This window comes from Paraburkholderia sp. FW306-02-B (assembly GCF_058782725.1).
In genome coordinates, this window is the sequence record NZ_JBYSXZ010000002.1 from 3,154,929 (window position 1) to 3,173,521 (window position 18,593).

General features: G+C 62.3%; 13 protein-coding genes and 1 pseudogene. 3 read left to right on the forward strand and 11 right to left on the reverse strand.

What is annotated here, in order from left to right; genetic code table 11:
* Positions 1-523: 523 nt before the first annotated feature.
* From scpB to AC3WOG_RS35435, 3 genes and pseudogenes are all read right to left on the reverse strand, one after another.
* Positions 524-1,324, reverse strand: a complete 801-nt coding sequence (gene scpB, locus AC3WOG_RS35425; protein ID WP_492582359.1) for a methylmalonyl-CoA decarboxylase — start codon at positions 1,322-1,324, stop codon at positions 524-526.
* A pseudogene (locus tag AC3WOG_RS35430) lies at positions 1,321-2,028 on the reverse strand (CaiB/BaiF CoA transferase family protein); the annotation flags it as partial. The pseudogene AC3WOG_RS35430 and the gene scpB, both read right to left, overlap by 4 nt.
* Positions 2,029-2,079: 51 nt before the next feature.
* Positions 2,080-2,979, reverse strand: a complete 900-nt coding sequence (locus AC3WOG_RS35435; protein ID WP_492582360.1) for a DMT family transporter — start codon at positions 2,977-2,979, stop codon at positions 2,080-2,082.
* A 187-nt stretch (positions 2,980-3,166) separates the two neighbouring features.
* Here AC3WOG_RS35435 and AC3WOG_RS35440 point away from each other — a divergent pair, with 187 nt between their 5' ends.
* Positions 3,167-4,060, forward strand: a complete 894-nt coding sequence (locus AC3WOG_RS35440) for a helix-turn-helix domain-containing protein (protein ID WP_492582361.1) — start codon at positions 3,167-3,169, stop codon at positions 4,058-4,060.
* Between the two features lie 20 nt (positions 4,061-4,080).
* Here the strand turns inward: AC3WOG_RS35440 and AC3WOG_RS35445 are convergent, their stop codons facing one another.
* The 3 genes from AC3WOG_RS35445 to AC3WOG_RS35455 form a co-directional block, all read right to left on the reverse strand.
* A complete protein-coding gene (locus AC3WOG_RS35445) occupies positions 4,081-7,101 on the reverse strand; it encodes an FAD-binding and (Fe-S)-binding domain-containing protein (RefSeq protein ID WP_492582362.1) in 3,021 nt (1,006 codons plus the stop codon).
* Positions 7,102-7,158: 57 nt separating this feature from the next.
* Positions 7,159-8,445 (reverse strand): MFS transporter, encoded by a 1,287-nt coding sequence (locus AC3WOG_RS35450; RefSeq protein ID WP_492582363.1) that lies wholly within the window; start codon positions 8,443-8,445, stop codon positions 7,159-7,161.
* Between the two features lie 189 nt (positions 8,446-8,634).
* Positions 8,635-9,855: a pyridoxal-phosphate-dependent aminotransferase family protein gene (locus AC3WOG_RS35455; RefSeq protein WP_492582364.1), complete on the reverse strand. Its 1,221-nt coding sequence runs from the start codon at positions 9,853-9,855 to the stop codon at positions 8,635-8,637.
* A 162-nt stretch (positions 9,856-10,017) separates the two neighbouring features.
* Between AC3WOG_RS35455 and AC3WOG_RS35460 the strand changes: the two genes are divergently transcribed.
* A complete protein-coding gene (locus AC3WOG_RS35460) occupies positions 10,018-10,731 on the forward strand; it encodes a GntR family transcriptional regulator (protein WP_492582365.1) in 714 nt (237 codons plus the stop codon).
* Positions 10,732-11,687: 956 nt separating this feature from the next.
* Complete coding sequence (locus AC3WOG_RS35465; protein WP_492582366.1) at positions 11,688-13,274, forward strand: Na+/H+ antiporter; 1,587 nt, start codon at positions 11,688-11,690, stop codon at positions 13,272-13,274.
* A 69-nt stretch (positions 13,275-13,343) separates the two neighbouring features.
* Here AC3WOG_RS35465 and AC3WOG_RS35470 read toward each other — a convergent pair whose 3' ends face one another.
* The 5 genes from AC3WOG_RS35470 to AC3WOG_RS35490 all read right to left on the reverse strand — a co-directional run bounded on the left by AC3WOG_RS35470 (position 13,344) and on the right by AC3WOG_RS35490 (position 18,510).
* On the reverse strand, positions 13,344-14,246 hold the full coding sequence (locus tag AC3WOG_RS35470; RefSeq protein WP_492582367.1) for a patatin-like phospholipase family protein: 903 nt from the start codon (positions 14,244-14,246) through the stop codon (positions 13,344-13,346).
* Between the two features lie 198 nt (positions 14,247-14,444).
* On the reverse strand, positions 14,445-14,738 hold the full coding sequence (locus tag AC3WOG_RS35475) for a hypothetical protein (RefSeq protein ID WP_492582368.1): 294 nt from the start codon (positions 14,736-14,738) through the stop codon (positions 14,445-14,447).
* A 245-nt stretch (positions 14,739-14,983) separates the two neighbouring features.
* Positions 14,984-16,315 carry an MFS transporter gene (locus tag AC3WOG_RS35480; RefSeq protein ID WP_492582369.1) on the reverse strand — a complete coding sequence of 444 codons (1,332 nt, stop codon included), beginning with the start codon at positions 16,313-16,315 and terminating at the stop codon, positions 14,984-14,986.
* A gap of 60 nt (positions 16,316-16,375) precedes the next feature.
* Positions 16,376-17,320, reverse strand: a complete 945-nt coding sequence (locus AC3WOG_RS35485) for a hydroxymethylglutaryl-CoA lyase (RefSeq protein ID WP_492582370.1) — start codon at positions 17,318-17,320, stop codon at positions 16,376-16,378.
* On the reverse strand, positions 17,317-18,510 hold the full coding sequence (locus AC3WOG_RS35490) for a CaiB/BaiF CoA transferase family protein (RefSeq protein ID WP_492582371.1): 1,194 nt from the start codon (positions 18,508-18,510) through the stop codon (positions 17,317-17,319). Before AC3WOG_RS35490 ends, AC3WOG_RS35485 begins: the two co-directional genes overlap by 4 nt.
* Positions 18,511-18,593 lie beyond the last annotated feature (83 nt).

Here is an 18,593-nt window from a genome sequence, read left to right on the forward strand (position 1 = left end):
TTCGTCTACCCATGTGGTTCATTCATATTCTGGTTTTTTGTTTTTGTTAGGTATCCTTTTTGCTGTTTTTGTTGGTCTTTTTGGTGGCATTTTCGTTGGCCTTTCCTTGCTTTCTTAGTGGTCTATTAGCGTTGCCCCTGTGCGGGGCAGCACCTACTTTTCTTTGCCGGCCGCAAAGAAAAGTAGGCAAAAGAAAGCGGCTCAAACCGCCAATTCTTAAGCGGGTTTCTCGCGCAGTTGCGGTAGTGGTGCATCTGGAATCGGTGTTCTCGCACACTTCGCCCTGGTGACAAGGCAGTCATTCTTCCGGCGGCGCTGCGCGCGCCGTCGCGGTACTTCATATGCGCGCTTCGCGCTTTCTTTGGCTCCCGAAAAAGCTCACCGTCAGTTTCCTCTTTTGCTTACTCGCTCCCGAAAAATCTCACCTTAAAAGTCCGCCGGTGCGTGCGGCACCATTCGGATCATCACCGTTGCCCGAACAGCGACGATCGAACGGCAGTGCTTAGCCCGGCAGACATATGGCTTATTTGCCGTCAAACACCGGTGGCCGCCGCGCGGAAAACGCCGCGAGTCCTTCGCTGAAATCGGCGCTTTCGCACGCCTGCCGGCGCAGTTCGGCAATCTGCTCCATAGCCTGGACAGGCATGGGTTGCAGGTCTTCAAGTATCCTCAGTTGTTCCTTCACGGCCTGGATCGCCAGCGGCGCCTTGCCGGCTATTCCGCGCGCCAGTTCGAGTGCCGTTGCTTCCAGCTTCTCGCCGTCGACCAGACGGTTGATCACGCCGAATCGCTCCGCCCGCTGCGCATCCAACGGTTGGGCGCAGAAGAACATTTCCTTCAACACATGAATCGGCAGGTTGTTGAAGAAGCGCAGCAAGCCGCTCGTCGTATACGGCAAGCCGATGTTCGCCGGGGTCATCGCAAAACGTGCGCTGCCGTCGGCGACGACGAGGTCGCAACTCATCGTCAGATCGACGGCGCCGCCCCACACGGAGCCCGACACCATCGCGATCACCACGCCGGGATAAGCGCGCACACGGCGCAACAGCTGTTCGAGCGGCTTGCCGTAGGCGATCGGGTCGCGGTCGTGCGCCAGTTCGCCGAGGTCGTGGCCCGCGCTCCAGACGTCCTGTCCCATTCCGCTGCCAAGTATGACGACCGGGACGCGCCGCGCCGCGAGTTCGACAAGCCGCGCGTCGAGCGCGTGCAGGAGATCGGCACTGAGCGCATTTCTTCGCGTAGGATGACTGAAGGTTAATTGCGCAATCCGTTCGTCCACGATATCGACCGTCACCGTGAAAGACGACGTTTCCGGCGTGTTCATTGCGTGACTCCCGCTGCAGGTTCCGAGGCTGTTGCCAGCATATGGTATCCGCCCTGTTGATGCACAGCCTTCGCGGCGACTAGCGCCTCGATCGACGCGGCATCGAAGCCGGCCTCGCGCAGTACGTCGACGGTATGTTCGCCAAGGCCGGGCGGTGCATGCCGGCTGATGTGCCCAGCAGGCTCGCCCGCTGCCGCGGAAGCGCACACCGGCGTCACGACCTGGCGCAGCGCGCCAAGCGTCGGATGCTCGAGTGTTTCGACCAGTCGGCAATGCCGCACTTGCGGATCGTCGAACACTTCGTCCAACGTATTGATCGGCCCGGCCGGCAGTCCCGCGCCGATGAACAGTTCGGTCCGCTCGCGTTTGCTGCGCGTCTTCAGACGGGCTTCCAGCGCAGCCTTCAATTCGTCGCGATGCGCGACGCGGGCTTCGTTGGTCGCGAACCGTGGGTCGTCCGGTAAGGTGGGCAGATCGAGCAACTGGCATAGGCGCAGCCACATGTCGGACGTGATCGGCGCCAGGTTGAGGGGACCATCAGCGGTTTCGAACACGCCGTACGGCGCGATCACCGCATGCGCGTTGCCGGTACGGCGCGGGATATCGCCAAGGCTCAGGTAACGATGACCATGCACGCTCAGCAGCCCCACCAGACTGGCGAGCAGCGAGGTGCTCACATGCTGGCCGCGCCCGAAGCGCGAGCGCGGCGGCCGCGCATGACGATCTAGCCACCGCTCCTGAGCGGCAGATGCCGCTCAGGAAACCCTCACACGCCGCACAAAGATGCGCCGCGTCAAATCGAACGCCACCAGATTGCCGGCCACCACCAGTACGAGGCCGACCACCGCCAACGCGGACCATCGATAGCCTTCGAACACCGTTGACACCGCCAGCGCCACAATCGGAAACAGTACAGTGCAGTAGGCGGCCCGTTCCGGCCCGATCCGCCCGACCAGCATCAGGTAAGCCGTAAAGCCGATCACCGAGCCGAATACAGCCAGATAAGCGAGCGCGCCGAGATAACGCGTGGACGGCTCGATGGCGAAGGAAAAGCCGGCCAGCGCGCTCCCTACCGTCAACACACTGGCGCCGATCAGCATCGCCCAGCTATTCGTGGCGAACGGATGCAAGCCCATCGATTGCATCCGGCTCGACAGCAGATTGCCGGTCGAAAAGCACAATGTTCCAAGGAACGCGATCGCGAGGCCCAACCACACAGTGTGGTCGCCCAGGTGTCCCGCCATTTGCTGGACGAACAGGCACACGATGCCGACGAGGCCCAGCAGCGCACCGGCAATCGCAGTCGGCTGCAATGGGCGGCCCATGAAAAGGCGGCCGTTGATCGAGTTCAGGAGCGTCGCAGTCGAAAAGACCACCGCCACGAGTCCGCTCGGCACGACCTGTTCGGCGTAGTAAAAGCACAAGAAGTTGGCGCAAAACAGCGCCAGCCCCTGCGCAACCAGGAAGCGCCATGCGGCGCGCGGCGGCCAGATCGGTCTGCGCATCAGGCGCAGCAGCGCGAATAGCACCAGCGCCGCTATCCAGAAACGCCACGCGATCGATACCGGTGGCGGCACGACCCCCAGTTGCCATTTGATCGCGATCCAGGTGGTGCCCCAGATCAGAACGGTGACGGCATAGAGCAACACATTCATGGCAAACCCGGCAGCAGTGAAATCAGAGATTCGACTATGCCGCGGCACGGGCGGCGGCACTTGTCCAGGATTGCGCATTTTTTCGTAGCGGCCAGCCGCCGCTAAAGCCTCGCCGTATACTGGCGCTTACACATTGACCCGACCGCATTCCGCTCGCCCCGTGAACGCCACGCCTCCCGCTCCCGTGATGGATTCCACCGACACGCCGTTTGGCCTGCAGTCGGTATGTCACACGCTGCGCGACGCCAACGCGAATCTGGAACGGTTTGCGTGGCTCGGCGATCAATTGGCAATCGCGCTCTGGACCCGCGATACCGAAGAAGCTGAAACGGTCTACGACCAGCCCGGCCATCACACGCTGTCGTGTTATCTGGACGGCGGCTATCGCACGGAGCGGCAGAAATTGCCCGGCCGCTATGGTGCGCCCGCGCGGCTTTGCGCACTACCCGGCGATCACGAATCGCGCTGGTGGGTACGCGGTCACATGCACTTCATGCACCTGTACTTTCTGCCCGAGCATTTCACGCAGCGCGCCGTGCAGGAACTGGATCGCGAACCTCGAGAACTGACGCTCGCCGATCGCACCTATTTCGAAGACGCTCGTATCGCCACGCTGTGCCAATCGCTTGTCGACGAAAACTGGCAGGACCCCGATAGTCTGCTGCGCACCAACGAAACCGCGCACCAGGTGCTGAGCTTGCTGCTGCGCGCGCAAGGCGTGCGCCGGACCGATGCGTCGCTCAAGGGAGGTTTGTCGGTCGCCACGCGGCGGCGCTTGCGCGACTATATCGAGAATCACTTGACGCAATCGCTCACGCTCGGTGAACTGGCTAGTGTGGCAACGCTGTCGGAATTTCACCTCGCGCGGATGTTCCGCACATCGTTCGGACTACCGCCCGCTGCGTGGATCGCGCAACAACGGCTTGAGCGCGCACGCACGCTGCTGCGCACCACGTCTCTGCCGCTGGCGCAAGTCGCCGAGCGTTGCGGGTATGCGAACGCCAGCCACTTCAGCCACCGGTTTCGCGAGAGCATCGGTGTGGCGCCGACGGCGTATCGGCAGGCGGTTGGCGCCGAATAGCAGCTTTCACCGCCGCGCCCTTACTCGAGCGCCATCGCCAACACCCGCGCCACGTGAATCGCTTCAACGCCAGCGCCGTCGTGAATCTGGTGCCGGCAACTGGTCCCGTCGGCGACCATCACCGTATTGCCGTCGATCTTGCGCACTGCCGGCAGCAACGACAATTCCGCCATCGCCTGCGACGTTGCGTAGTGCTCAGCTTCGTAGCCGAAGCTGCCGGCCATGCCGCAGCAGGACGACTCGACCGTCGATACCGTCAGTTCAGGGATCCACTTCAGCACGGTTTGCACGGGGGTGAACGCATCGAAGGCTTTCTGGTGGCAGTGGCCGTGTACGAGCGCCTGCGCCTTTGCCAAGGGCTTCAACGCAAGCTGCAAACGCCCGGCCTTTTCCTCGCGCACCAGAAATTCTTCGAATAGAAACGCCTGCTTCGATAGCTGCTGCGCTTCTTCACCAAAGCCGTAATGCAAAAACTCGTCACGTAACGACAGCAAACACGACGGCTCCAAACCGACAATCGGTACGCCACGCTCCACAAACGGCTTGAACAGGTCGAGCATGCGCCGCGCTTCCTGCTTCGCTTCATCGACCAGACCCGCGGCAAGGAAAGTCCGGCCGCAACACACTGGCCGCTCGCCTTGTCGCGCATTGAAATGCACCGTGTAGCCGGCTGCCTGCAGCACTCGCTGCGCCGCGCGTGCGTTTTCCGGCTCCATGTTGTTGTTGAACGTGTCGACGAACAACAATACTTCTTTCAACGCGCCGCCGGTAGCCGGCTTGCCTGGCGTGACCGTCGACAGAAACGACTTCCTGAAACGCGGCAGCGTGCGTTCAGGCGCAAAACCCACCGACCGTTTGAACCAGGCCGACAAGACCGGCACGTTGTCGGCCAGCGCCATCGCGCCAGGCATACGGCTCGCCACTGCTGCATAGCGCGGCATGAACGCCACCAGCTTGTCGCGCAGACGCAAGCCATGCCGCTTCACGCGCGCCGCCCGCGCTTCGATCTTGAACTTCGCCATGTCGACGCCAGTCGGGCAATCGCGCTTGCAGCCCTTACACGACACGCACAGATCGAGCGTGTCCTTGACGTCGTCGCTGGCGAGCCCTGCTTCGCCGAGTTGCCCCGAGATCGCCAGACGCAACGTGTTCGCACGTCCGCGCGTCACGTGTTGTTCGTCTTTCGTCACGCGATAGCTCGGGCACATCGTGCCCGCGTCGAACTTGCGGCAGTGGCCGTTGTTGTTGCACATCTCGACAGCCTTCGCGAGACCGCCGGATAGATCGTTGCCGCTGCCCGGCAGTGTCTCCTGCCCCGTCAGCGGATCGCGTTCGACGTTCCATGCGGACCAGTCGAGCGCGGTCCCGATCCGATGCGCTTTATAGCCCGGCGCAAAGCGGAAATTGCGCGCGTCGTCCATTTTCGGCGGACGCACGATCTTGTCGGGATTGAAGCGATTGTCCGGATCGAATAGCGTCTTGATCTCGTTGAACGCCTGGTTCAGACGCGGTCCGTATTGCCACGCGACCCATTCGCCACGGCACAAGCCGTCGCCGTGTTCGCCTGAATACGCGCCCTTGTATTCGCGCACCAGCGCCGCCGCTTCTTCAGCGATCGCGCGCATCTTTGCCGCACCGTCGCGCCGCATATCGAGAATCGGCCGCACGTGCAGCGTGCCGACGCTCGCATGCGCGTACCACGTGCCTTCAGTACCGTTGCGGTGAAACACTTCGGTCAAGCGGCTCGTGTATTGCGCCAGATGTTCGAGCGGCACCGCGCAATCTTCGATGAAGGAGACCGGCTTACCGTCGCCCTTCATACTCATCATGATGTTCAGTCCGGCTTTGCGGACTTCCCACAACGCTTTCTGTTCATTCGCATCCGGCATCTCGACGACCGAATCCGGCAACCCGAGGTCGGCCATCAGTTCGGTCAGTTGCTTGAGCGACGCGAGTTGCGCATCGCGGTTCTCGCCCGCGAATTCAACCAGCAGGATCGCTTGCGGCCGGCCCACCAGCGCCTTCTCGATCACCGGCCGGAACGCGGGATTGCTCGTCGCCAGATCGATCATCGTGCGATCGACCAACTCCACTGCCACCGGCTTCAGCTTGACGATGTGTTGCGTCAGGTCCATCGCCTGCCAGAAGGTCGGGAAGTTGACCACGCCAAGCGTTTTGTGCGCGGGCAGCGGCGCGAGCTTCAGCGTCAATTGCCGGTTGAACGCGAGCGTGCCTTCCGAACCGACCAGCAGATGCGCGAGGTTCGCAATGCCGTCATCGGTATAGGCGCGCGGATTCTGGCAATCGAACAGGTCGACGTTGTAGCCCGCCACGCGACGCAACACCTTCGGCACACGCGCCACGATCTCGTCACGCTCGCGCTCGGCAATCCGCTTCACGCCTTCGAGAATCTGCTGCAAGCGCGCACCTTGCGGCGCGACTCGCAGCGATGCGAAACGCGCTTCGCTGCCGTCGGCGAGAATCGCGTCGATCGCCTCGACGTTGTGCACCATGTTGCCGTATTCGATCGAACGCGAGCCGCACGAATTGTTGCCCGCCATCCCGCCGATCGTGCATTGCGCGGCCGTCGAGACGTCGACTGGAAACCATAGTCCGTGCGGCTTCAGCCACGCGTTCAGATGGTCCAGCACGACTCCCGGTTCGACCGTCACCGTGCGCGCGTCCGCGTCGAAGGCGACGACGTTGTTCAGCCACTTGCTGGTGTCGATCACCAGCGCTTCGCCGACCGTCTGGCCGCATTGGCTCGTGCCCGCGCCGCGCGCGAGCAGCGGCACTTTCTCGCTGCGTGCGATTTCCAGCGCCATGCGCAAATCGTCCTGATCGCGCGGCACCACTACGCCGATCGGTGTGATCTGGTAGATCGACGCATCGGTCGAGTAACGGCCGCGGCTCGCCGCATCGAATAGCACGTCGCCGCGTAACGACTTGTGCAGGTGCTGCGCGAGAGGAGTCGTCAGGCGCGCGGCGGACGGCACCAGATGGATCGGCTTGACGAGTAAAGCGGAAGTAGCATTCGTCATATCGTCGTCCCAAGTGAAGGCTGGATGAAGGCGGGGAGCGAGAGCGGCGCGATTCGCTTACACACCCACGCGCGTGGCCGTGTGCGCTTTGGCGGCTTCGTTGAGGGCGAACTTACTGTCCGGCTGCATGCGAAACGCGAGCACCACGCCGATCGCCATCAACAGCATGCTGCCGACGAACGGCAATTCCCAACTGCCGAAATAGTCGATCAGAAAGCCGCCGACCACAGGCGAGATGATCGCGGCCAATGCCGAACCGGTGTTCATCATGCCGCTCGCGGTGCCCGAGTATTCCGGCGCGATGTCCATCGGGATCGCCCACATCGGACCAATCGTCATTTCGGCGAAGAAGAAGCCGGACGCAAGGCACGCCATCGACAGATACAGGCTGTGCGTGAACATCAGCGGCACAAGCGAGATCAGGCAGAACATCATGCACACCGACACCATCCAGCTGCGTGCGCGCTTCAGACTCCTGGTGCGCGTGAAGATCCAGTCGGTGACGACGCCGCCGAGCGTATCGCCGAGCACGCCGGCAAAGAACACCGCCGAAGCGAAGATCGCCGACTTCTGCAGTTGCAGGTGATAGCTGTGCAGGAAGTACTGAGGAATCCAGCTGAGGAACAGCCACAAGGTCCAGCCGTAGCAGAAGTAGACGATCGTGACCGGCGCCATGCGGCGAAACAGTGCTTTCCACGGCACGCCGGCGGCTTTCGGCTTCGGCGCGGGCAAGACCTCGAGTTCTTCGGTCGTGATACGCGGATGATCCTTCGGATGTTCGGTGAACGTGAACGACCACACCGCGACCCACAGCAAGCTGAACACACCGCAGATATAGAACGATTCGCGCCAGCCCCAGGTCGCCATCACCAGCACGATCAGTCCGGGCGCAACCGCATTGCCGATACGCGATGCCGCGTGCGTGATGCCCTGCGCAAAGCCGCGTTTTTCTTTCGCGACCCAGCGCGCCATCGCGGAGGTGGCCGCGGGAAAGGTGGCGCCTTCGCCGAAGCCGAGCAACACCCGCGCCGCCAGCAATGAAATCAGGCCACCGGCCAGGCCGGTCAGCAAGGTGGCAACGCCCCAGATCGCGCCGCAGAAAATCAGCGTGCGTTTGGCGCCGAAGCGATCGCTGACCCAGCCACCGATGATTTGAAAAATCAGATACGGATACGCGAACGCCGAGAACACCAGGCCGACTTCCGTATGCGAGAGATGGAAATCCTTGCCGAAACCAGCGGCCGCGGTGCTGACGTTGACGCGGTCGAGGTAAGTGATGAAGTACATGACGCATAGCATCACTAGAACGATACTGGTCGCACTGGTCACACGAAACCGTTTCATCGTCTCTCTCCATTGCTGTCTGTCGACGGCGCGCCTGGAATGGCGCGCTGCGTCGTCGTCCCGTCAGCGGCGCGTGCCGCGGGAACATCGCAAGTTGTTTGGGCTGCGTTCTGCGCGCGGCTTCGTGAGCGAAGCACTCCCCGTCTTGCCTTGCGGCGAGTTGCTTGTTGCGCGGATGCGCTACTGTGCTCAAGCCGCTGCTTTCAGGCCCGACGTGTGCGCCGGCTCGCTCAACCATTCCATAGCGGCCGGCAAGCCGCTTTCCTTGAGCGGCACGCCCGCGATCCTCAGGCCCATTTCGCAGCCGGCCAGCGTTGCCAGCAGCATCAGATCGTTGCAATCGCCGAGGTGGCCGATGCGGAACATGCGGCCTTTCATCTTGCCGAGGCCCGTGCCGAGCGACATGTCGAAACGTTCGTAGATGACCTTGCGGACGGCGTCGGCATCGACGCCATCGGGCATCATCACGCCGGTGAGCACCGGGCTATACACGGCCGGATCGACGCATTGAATCTCGAGCCCCCACGCGCGCACCGCGCGGCGGGTTGCTTCGGCGAGACGCTCGTGGCGGGCGAACACGTTGTCGAGCCCTTCGCCGAGAATCATCTCGAGCGCTTCGGAAAGCCCGTACAGCAGATTCGTGTTCGGCGTGTAGGGCCAGTAACCGCTCTTATTCATCTCGACGATGTCGGTCCAGTCCCAGAAGCTGCGCGGCAGTTTGGCCTGCTTGCTGGCGGCAAACGCCTTCGGCGAAATCGCGTTGAAGCTGATGCCCGGCGGCAGCATCAGGCCTTTTTGCGAGCCCGACACCGTGACATCGACACCCCATTCGTCATGGCGATAGTCGGCGCAAGCGAGACCCGAAATCGTATCGACCAGCAACAGCGCCGGGTGACCGGCGGCGTCGATGGCGCGGCGCACGGCGGCGATATCGGAGGTGACGCCCGTGGAGGTTTCGTTGTGGACCACGCAGACGGCTTTGATCGCGTGCTGCGTATCGGCGCGCAGACGCTCCTCGATCATTTGCGGCTGAACCCCGCGCCGCCAGCCTTCGATGCCGGGCAGGCCGAGGAACTCCGGCTTCAGCCCGAGGCTTTCCGCCATCTTTTTCCACAGCGTTGCGAAGTGGCCGGTTTCGAACATCAACACGTTGTCGCCGGGGTTCAGCGTGTTCGACAACGCCGCTTCCCACGCGCCCGTGCCTGACGCCGGATAGATCACCACCGGCTGCTGCGTCTTGAAGATCTTCTTGATGCCGTCGAGCACTTTGAGGCCAAGTTCGCCGAACTCCGGGCCACGATGGTCGATAGTCGGGTAGCTCATCGCCCGGAGGATGCGGTCAGGCACCGGGCTCGGACCCGGAATCTGCAGGAAATGGCGGCCAGCGGGATGAAAGTCTAGCTTGAGCATTGGATTCCTCAGATTGAATTTTGCATTCAAAAAACTATATCAGACGATCGCTGGCAATCCCAAGGCAAAAATCGCCCGTTGAGATCCGCGTATACCCGCACTCTTAACTAATCTATTGGCTTCCGATAAAATCCGACTTAACACGATGTCGAGGATTTTTGTATGCAAAATTCGGATCTTGGTGCAGGCATTGCTGCGCCCCCGTTGATGCCGAAAGTGGAGCGTCAGCGGCTGCATGACACGGTGGTCGAGCACATCCGCCGCTTTATCGTTGAAGGCGTGCTAGAGCCGGGCAAGAAGCTGAACGAGCGCGAACTGTGCGAGACGCTGGGCATTTCGCGCACGCCGTTGCGCGAAGCGTTAAAGGTGCTGGCGGCCGAAGGGCTGATTGAGATTTCGCCGAACCGTGGGGCATCGGTATCGAAGATGTCGGAAGCGGAGATGCATGAGACGTTCGAGTTGATGAGCGGACTCGAGGCGTTTTCCGGCGAGCTGGCGGCTGAGAGGATGACCGCTGCTGAGCTTGCGGAGATCAAGGCGTTGCATTACGCGATGCTCGCGTGTCGGGCGCAGAATGATCTTGCTGGGTATTACAGTCGCAACCAGGCGATTCACGACAAGATCAACGAAGCAGCGCGTAATTCGGCGCTACGGCAGATTTATATTTCGGTGAACCATCGGTTGCAGGCGCTGCGGTTTCGGTCGAATTTTCAGACCCCGAAGTGGGATAGCGCGATTCATGATCATGATGAGATGTTGAAGGCGCTTGAAGCGCGGGATGGAAAGAGGTTGAGCGCGATTCTTCGGCAGCATTTGCTGGATAAACGCGATGCGGTTTTGCAAGAAGGGGGCGGTTCTTCGGCGCTGAAAGTTTAGGTTTTTGCCTTTGGCGGCGGCAATTTTCTGTGTGCCTACGGCGGTGGTTTTTTCTCTTCTTTTTGGTTTATTAGCGTTCCCCCTGTGCGGGGGGGCACCTACTTTTCTTTGCCTGCCGCAAAGAAAAGTAGGCAAAAGAAAGCGGCTTTACACCGCCAGCTCTTAAGCGGGTCCCCTGGCTTGGAGGAGGTAGTGGAGCATCTGGAATCGGTGTTCTCGCGCACTCCGCGCTGGTGACAAGGCCGTCATCCTTCCGGCGGCGCTGCGCGCGCCGTGGCGGTACTTCATCAAACCGCCTGGCGGTTTGGGCGCTTGCGGTTGGTTCAGCGCTGTGGCTCGCCCTCGCGTCCCCAATGCGTCGCCGAGGCGCTAGCGTCTCACTCGCGGTGGTGGCCCGCGCTCGCCGAGGCGAAGCCGATAGCCCCCAACCGCGCGCAAACAAAGCCTCTGGTTTTCGTGGCAGCCCCTTCCGGCGAGCACACAGTGCGAGGCGGGAAGGATGATGCGGGAAGCGTGTACGCCCCATCGGTTTTGAGAAGTACCGTTGCGGCGCGCGCAGCGTCGCCGGAAGGATGACGGCCTTGTCACCAGCGCGGAGTGCGCGAGAACACCGATTCCAGATGCTCCACTACCTCCTCCAAGCCAGGGGACCCGCTTAAGAGCTGGCGGTGTAAAGCCGCTTTCTTTTGCCTACTTTTCTTTGCGGCAGGCAAAGAAAAGTAGGTGCCCCCCCGCACAGGGGGAACGCTAATAAACCAAAAACAAAAGAAAAAGCCACCGCCGTAGGCACACAGAAAATTGCCGCCGCAAAAGGCAAGCAAGCTCAAGGAAAGCCCAACACCGCAGGCAAACAGAAATAAAACACCGAAACCCACCACACCAGGAGAAACCTGGCCACCCCCACACCACCTCGTGATAAAAAAGCAAACCTTCCCCTCGCAGAGGCCCACCCCCACATGTCCTCCGTAACGGCCTTCAAACTCATCCTGCTATCGCTCATCGCGATCATCGCTCTCGAACTGGTAGCGAAGCGGCTGCGTCTGCCGCCCGCAGCGGCACTATTGGTCGGTGGCGCCGCGATGGCATTCATGCCTGGCCTGCCGCCGGTCAATCTCGATCCAGAACTGGTGTTGATCGTGTTCCTGCCGCCGTTGCTAATGGACGGCGCATATTTCTCCGTATGGGACGAATTCAAGCGAAACCTCGGCGGCATCCTGCTGCTGGCAATCGGCGCAGTCGCGTTCACCACACTGGTGGTCGGCGTGGCCGCGCACCTGGTCGTGCCCGCGTTGCCGTGGGGCGCATGCTTCGCGCTAGGCGCGATCGTCTCGCCGCCTGACGCCGTCGCCGCCAAAGCCGTGCTGGAACGCGTCGCGCTACCGCGCCGATTGATGGTTCTGCTCGAGGGCGAAAGCCTGCTCAACGACGCTGCCGGTCTGGTGCTGTTCCGCTTCGCTGTCGCAGCCGCATTGACAGGCACGTTCAGCGCGCAACACGCGACAGAGCGCTTCGCGATCCTCGCGCTAGGCGGCGTCGCGGTCGGGGTTGCGCTCGGGTTTGTCGTCGTCAAGCTGCTGCGGTATCTGGACGACGCGTATCTGATGATTACCGCGGCGGCGCTGTCGGGCTGGATCAGCTACATCGTCGGCGATCTGCTCGACGTCTCCGGCGTGATCGCCACCGTCAGTTGCGGCATGGTACTCGGCTGGCATCAGCACGAGATCTTCTCAGCCTCGGTGCGCACTCGCGGCACCGCCTTCTGGCAAGTCGTGATCTTCCTCATGGAAGCGCTGGTGTTCATTCTGATCGGCTTGTCGCTGCGCGGCGTGATGGTCCGCCTGGGCGGAGTCGGCGGCACGCTCACCGCGCTTGCTCCCGCGGTCGGTGCGGTACTCGCCGCCGTGGTGCTGTCGCGCTTTGTGTGGGTATTCGGCGTCGAGTCGATGCAAGGGCTGCTGTGCAAGTTGCTGAGACGCGACGGCATGGCGTTCGATTGGCGCTCCGCAACCGTCACGAGCTGGGCCGGCATGCGTGGCGTCGTCACGCTGGCGATCGCGCTGTCGTTACCGGAAGCCATGCCGGGCCGCGATCTTATTCTGGTCGCTTCATTCGCCGTCATTCTTGTGACTGTGCTTGGCCAAGGTACGACAATTGGCCCGCTGATTCGATGGGCCAATCCGGATCGCAGCAGCGATAAAAACGCACGTCATCTGAGCGAGCCGCAGGCATGGGCGCGCCTCGAAGCAGCGCAGTTCGCCGCGATCAAGCCGCTCGCACACGGTCCCGACGGCAACGTGATCCATCCTCGCCTGCTGGAGCAGTACAGCTACCGTGCACGCATGACCGACCTATATCAGAAGGAAATCCAATTTCCTGCCGACGCGCGCGCCGCGCATTACGACGTGGTGCTCGCCGCCGTGGCAGCGGGTCGCAAGGAACTGTTGCGCATGCATCGGTCCGGCCTGATTCACGACGAGTTGCTGACGATCCTCGAATACGATCTCGATCTGCAGGAGATAGCGGCGTTGCATGGGCGGGGGTGACGCGGATGTCGTACGCAAACAGATGCAGAGGATGCGCCGCCGAAGCCCTCCGCCGCGGCAACGCATGCGCTAATGTGCATGCTCAAGCAGTTCGCCCGGAATAAACGCCCTCTCAAGCCCCCCTTCGCTCAACCACTTTCGCGTTTTCTCGGCCGCACGGTCGATCAGCCGATCGCATTGGGTGTAGTCGTACGGCGAAACATCCAGCGGGCACAGCGGCGGGACGACGAAGATCTCCACGCGGGTCGAATAGAACTCGAGGTCGCGCACGAGTTGCCGTGCGATGACGAGCGTCAGCGCATGCATCGCCTGGGCAATCGCGCTGGAAGGCACGGTCCGCAGCGCACAAGCAAAGCCGGCCGGCAGCACGACCACGCGCGTCGCGCCGAGCCCGACCGCCGCTGAGATAGGTGTGTTGTTGGCCACACCGCCGTCGACCAGATCGCGGCCGCCGATCCGCACGGGCGGGAACACGCCAGGAATCGCCGCGCTCGCCAGAACGGCGTCCACCACCGGTCCGGACGACAGAACAACCTCGTTGCCGGTCAGCATGTCGGTCGCCACGATGTGCAGCGGTATAGCTGCCTGCTCCACGCGCGTGTACGGTAAGTTTTTTTCCAGCAGCACACGCAACGCAGCAGCCTCGAAGAGGTGCGGCCGACGCCGCAGCACCATGTCGAGAAACCCGCGCATCGTCAGCGGCATGATGTCCCGCCGATGGATGCGGCGCCAAAGCGATTCAAGCATTGCGACACCGTTGCCATCGGGGCGGCCGGCGAAATAGGCAGCGTTGATTGCGCCGGCGGATGCACCGACCACAAAGCCCGGCCGTTCGCCCCGGTCGAGCAGTTCGCGTAACATGCCGACCTCGATCGCGCCCAGGCTGCCGCCGCCAGCGAACACAAACGCGGTCGATCCGGTGCGGGTCGACGCAGCCGATAAATCGGATAACGCGCAATGATAGAAGGACATGTGGGTCGCTCCTGCCGGACAACGCGGAATTCGCACGCCGATACTGCTTAACGCAGCGTCGCACGAAACGGCGCCCGGCTCAATGCGGACCATTCCTGATGGCTCCCGGCGGCTCAAACGACGGCAGGCTGACGAAGCTGCGCCCTTCCAGGCGCCAGAACGCACACCAGGCGCAGCCTCGGTCAGCCATCGGCGAGATCAGTGCCCCTTGAACAGATCAAGCAACTGGTTCTGCATCGCCATCATGTCGTGCGCATGCTTCATTTCCATCTGCGCCATCGTGTCCTGATACTCCATTTCCATCTGCATCATCTTCTGTTGAATGCCGATGGCCTGCGTGCGTTGTTCGGGCGTGAGCTTGTCCATCATCATGCTGTAGTTCGGCGGCATGACGTAGGTGCCGGCGCGCCCGATGCCCTGTGCCTGCACCGAACCTGCTGCGAGCGCCAGCGGCAGCAGTCCGCACAGAATGATGGTTCGAATCGATTTCATGTCATCTCCAGTTTTACGTGAGTAGCCAGCCAACGAGGCGGGCGGCATAAGCGACGTTCAAGCACTCAGAACGGCTGGCTTCGGTGGGATCCGTCGCGCACGCCTGCTCTGGGAACACAACACCCGGACCGGCTCTCAGGATCACCAGCCGGGTGTTTCATGGGCTTAGTCGCGAACGCTGACTGGAAATGACAGAGGGAAGGAAAATAGTCTAGACGGCTTTTTTGCTCACCTGAAGACGCGCATCATTGCGACGCATCCTTCTGACGCAACGATTCCGGCAGACCGTACAGCACGATCAGCGCACAGACGAGGCTCATTGCGCCGATCACATACAGCGCCGGCGTGGTGCTGCCCGTCAGGTCGCGCACGCGGCCGACCATCACCGGGCTCACAATGCCGCCGATCTGCCCGAGTGTATTGATCAGCGCGATCCCGCCTGCGGCGCCCGCGCCGGTCACGAGTTTCGGCGGCAGCGCCCAGAACGCCGGAATGGAAGCGACGACGCCCGCGCCCATCACGGCCAGCGCAACGACCAGCAACGCGGTTTGCTTATCGAAAAAGCCCGCGGCAAAGAAACCGACCGCCGCCATCACGAGCAGACCGCAGACGAACTTGCGCCGTTCGCCCGTGGCATCCGACATCCGGCCGACAACCACCATGCAGATCGCACCGGCGATATAAGGCACTGCCGTGAGTAAGCCGATCACCGTCGGATTGTCGGTGCCGGCGACGCGGATCAGATGCGGCGCCCAGAAGTTGAGTCCATACGACGCAACCTGAATCAGGAAGTAGACGAGCCCCAGCGTCAGGAAACCAGGCGTTCTAATTGCGCCCATCAACGAATGTCCACTGCTGGGGTGCCGGCTCTGGTGCGCGATCTGGCTCGACAGATACGATTTCTCCGCCGCCGACAGCCATCCTGCATCCTCGATGCGATCCTTCAACAGCTTCAGCACGAGAATGCCGAGCGCCACGCAAGGCAAACCGCCGAGCAGAAACAACCAGTGCCAGCCCGGCATGCCGAGCACGCCATTCATATGCCCGATCACCAGACCCGCAACCGGCGCACCGAGCAGCCCCGAAAACGCGGACGCGAGAAACAGCATCGACGTGATGCGCCCGCGATAGCTCGGCGGAAACCACAGCGTCAGGTAATACAGCACGCCCGGCGCAAAGCCCGCTTCCATCGCGCCGATCAGAAATCGCAGCCCGTAGAACTGCCATTCGGTATGGACGAACACCATCGCCGCCGTCGCCAAACCCCAGGAAATCATGATCCGGGCAATCCAGCGACGCGCACCGACCTTGTACAGAAACAGATTGCTCGGTACTTCGAACAACACGTAGCCGATCACGAACAGACTCGCACCAAGGCCGTACGCGGTATCGGACAACCCAAGGTCGCTCTGTAACTGAAACTTGGCGAAGCTGATATTGATGCGGTCGAAGAACGCGAACAGATAGCAGATCATGATCAGCGGCATCAGCCGCCATGCAACTTTGCGGATGATTGTCGCGGCGTCGTGTCCGCTGTGCTGACGGCTGCCGGTTGCGACTGCGCCGAGGTCACTCATGGTTGTCTCCAATGCCGGATTCGGCAGCGCCGTCCGGTCGTATAGTCGGTTAAGGGAGGATCAGATTTGCAGGACGTATTCCGGCACGGGATGCAGATCGCAATTGCGGCCCGCTTTCGCCAGTTGCCCAGGCACCTCGTGACCGAGCAAAGCAGGCAAGCCGCGCGATAGCGCAATCAGCTTTTCCAGGTCGATCGCAGTCGGAATGCCGATTTCGTCGCACATATTCACGAGGTCTTCCGTGCAAATGTTGCCGGACGCGCCCGGCGCGAACGGACAGCCGCCGAGGCCGCCCAACGCCGCGTCGAAGCGGCGCGCGCCGGCCTCATACGCGGCCAGCACGTTGGCGAGGCCAAGACCGCGCGTGTCGTGAAAGTGCAGCGTCAGCGCCGCAGCGGGCAGACGTTCGAGCACGCGCGTGACAAGGCGTGCGACCTGGCGCGGATTCGCCATGCCTGTCGTATCGGCCAGCGTGACGCCCTGCATGCCCATCTCGCGATAAGTATCGACAATGCCGATCACGCGGTCTTCGTCGATCTTGCCTTCGAACGGACAACCGAACGCGGTCGCCACGGTCGCGTTCAGCGTAGCCTGCGACGAACCCTTGACCAGCCGCACGATGTCGCCGAATGCGATCAGCGACGCCTCGCAGCTCATCCGCATGTTGGCGCGGTTGTGCGTCTGACTCGCCGACATCACCAGATTCAGTTCATCGGCACGCGACGCCAGCGCGCGTTCGGCGCCCTTCAGGTTCGGCACCAGCGCGACGTAGATCACGTCCGGATGCCGCTCGATCTGCTGGAACACGGCCTCGCCGTCACGCAGTGCCGGAATCGCTTTCGGCGACACGAACGAACCCGCCTCGATGCGCGTGAACCCCGCGGTCGAAAGTGCGTTGATCAACGCGATCTTGTCTGCGGTTTCGACCCAGGTGGGCTCGATCTGCAAGCCGTCGCGCGGCGCGACTTCCTGCACGATCAGCTTGTCGACGTTGGAAGCGTTCATTGCACTGCTCCTTCGCGGCGCAGCCGCTCGATATCGCCGCCGCCGAAGCCAAGTTCGCTCAGCACGCTTTCGGTATGCTCGCCCAGCGCCGGACCTTGCCAGCGCACTTCGCCCGGCGTGTCCGACAGCTTCGGCACGATGCCCGGCATCTTCACGGAGGCGCCGCCGGGCAGGTCCGCTTGCAGCAACATGCCGCGCGCCTGGTAGTGCGGATCGGCAACGATGTCGGCGACGGAATAGATGCGTCCCGCAGGCACTTCGGCGCGTTCGAGTGCGGCCAGCACGTCCTCGGTGGAATGATGCGAGGTCCATGCGGTAATCGCCTGATCGAGCCGCGCGCATTGCTTCGCGCGGCCGTCGTTGCGGGCGAGAGCGGGATCGTCGGCGAGATCGGCGCGGCCGATCACATGCATCAGGCGTTTGAAGATCGGATCGCTGTTGCCGGCGATCACGACGTAGCCATCGTCTTCGGTCGGATAGGTGTTCGATGGTGCGATGCCCGGCAGCGCGCCGCCGCTGCGCTCGCGCACGTGACCGAGCAAGTCGTATTCGGGCACGAGGCTTTCCATCAGATTGAACACGCTCTCGACCAGCGAGACATCGACGACCTGGCCCTCGCCCTGCCCCGTCTTCACGCGCAGCAGCGACATCAGTGCGCCGATCACGCCGTGCAGCGAAGCGAGCGAGTCGCCAAGACTCACGCCGACGCGCGCAGGCGCGCCGTCCACTTCGCCGGTCGTATAGCGGATGCCGCCCATCGCTTCGCCGATCGCGCCGAAGCCCGGCCGGTCGCGATACGGGCCGGACTGGCCGTAGCCGGAGATGCGGACCATCGTCAGCTTGGGGTTGATCGCGTGCAGCACGTCCCAGCCGAGGCCGAGCTTTTCGAGCGCGCCGGGCCGGAGATTTTCGATCACGACGTCGGCGTCGGCGGCGAGCCGTTTGACGATATCGATACCGTCCGCCGACTTCAGATTCACGCAGATGGATTTCTTGTTGCGCGACTGCAGATACCACCAGAGCGAGGTACCTTCATGCAGCTTGCGCCATTTGCGCAGGGGATCGCCTGTCTCCGGGGCTTCGATCTTGATGACCTCGGCGCCGAATTCGGCCATGAGGCGCGCGGCGAACGGCGCCGCGATGAGGGTTCCGATCTCGACTACGCGGATACCCTGAAGGGGTCCACCCATGATGCTGTCTCCGAAGCTGGTTTCGTGTTGAGAGACAGCTTAGGAGCGGTGCCGCCGCGGCGTCCAACCGCAATTCGCCAACG

What these genes read in the sequence shown, in the direction of transcription:
- scpB (WP_492582359.1), bottom strand. Translation starts at nt 1,324, where the DNA reads ATGAACACGCCGGAAACGTCGTCTTTCACGGTGACGGTCGATATCGTG.
- AC3WOG_RS35435 (WP_492582360.1), bottom strand. Translation starts at nt 2,979, where the DNA reads ATGAATGTGTTGCTCTATGCCGTCACCGTTCTGATCTGGGGCACCACC.
- AC3WOG_RS35440 (WP_492582361.1), top strand. Translation starts at nt 3,167, where the DNA reads ATGGATTCCACCGACACGCCGTTTGGCCTGCAGTCGGTATGTCACACG.
- AC3WOG_RS35445 (WP_492582362.1), bottom strand. Translation starts at nt 7,101, where the DNA reads ATGACGAATGCTACTTCCGCTTTACTCGTCAAGCCGATCCATCTGGTG.
- AC3WOG_RS35450 (WP_492582363.1), bottom strand. Translation starts at nt 8,445, where the DNA reads ATGAAACGGTTTCGTGTGACCAGTGCGACCAGTATCGTTCTAGTGATG.
- AC3WOG_RS35455 (WP_492582364.1), bottom strand. Translation starts at nt 9,855, where the DNA reads ATGCTCAAGCTAGACTTTCATCCCGCTGGCCGCCATTTCCTGCAGATT.
- AC3WOG_RS35460 (WP_492582365.1), top strand. Translation starts at nt 10,018, where the DNA reads ATGCAAAATTCGGATCTTGGTGCAGGCATTGCTGCGCCCCCGTTGATG.
- AC3WOG_RS35465 (WP_492582366.1), top strand. Translation starts at nt 11,688, where the DNA reads ATGTCCTCCGTAACGGCCTTCAAACTCATCCTGCTATCGCTCATCGCG.
- AC3WOG_RS35470 (WP_492582367.1), bottom strand. Translation starts at nt 14,246, where the DNA reads ATGTCCTTCTATCATTGCGCGTTATCCGATTTATCGGCTGCGTCGACC.
- AC3WOG_RS35475 (WP_492582368.1), bottom strand. Translation starts at nt 14,738, where the DNA reads ATGAAATCGATTCGAACCATCATTCTGTGCGGACTGCTGCCGCTGGCG.
- AC3WOG_RS35480 (WP_492582369.1), bottom strand. Translation starts at nt 16,315, where the DNA reads ATGAGTGACCTCGGCGCAGTCGCAACCGGCAGCCGTCAGCACAGCGGA.
- AC3WOG_RS35485 (WP_492582370.1), bottom strand. Translation starts at nt 17,320, where the DNA reads ATGAACGCTTCCAACGTCGACAAGCTGATCGTGCAGGAAGTCGCGCCG.
- AC3WOG_RS35490 (WP_492582371.1), bottom strand. Translation starts at nt 18,510, where the DNA reads ATGGGTGGACCCCTTCAGGGTATCCGCGTAGTCGAGATCGGAACCCTC.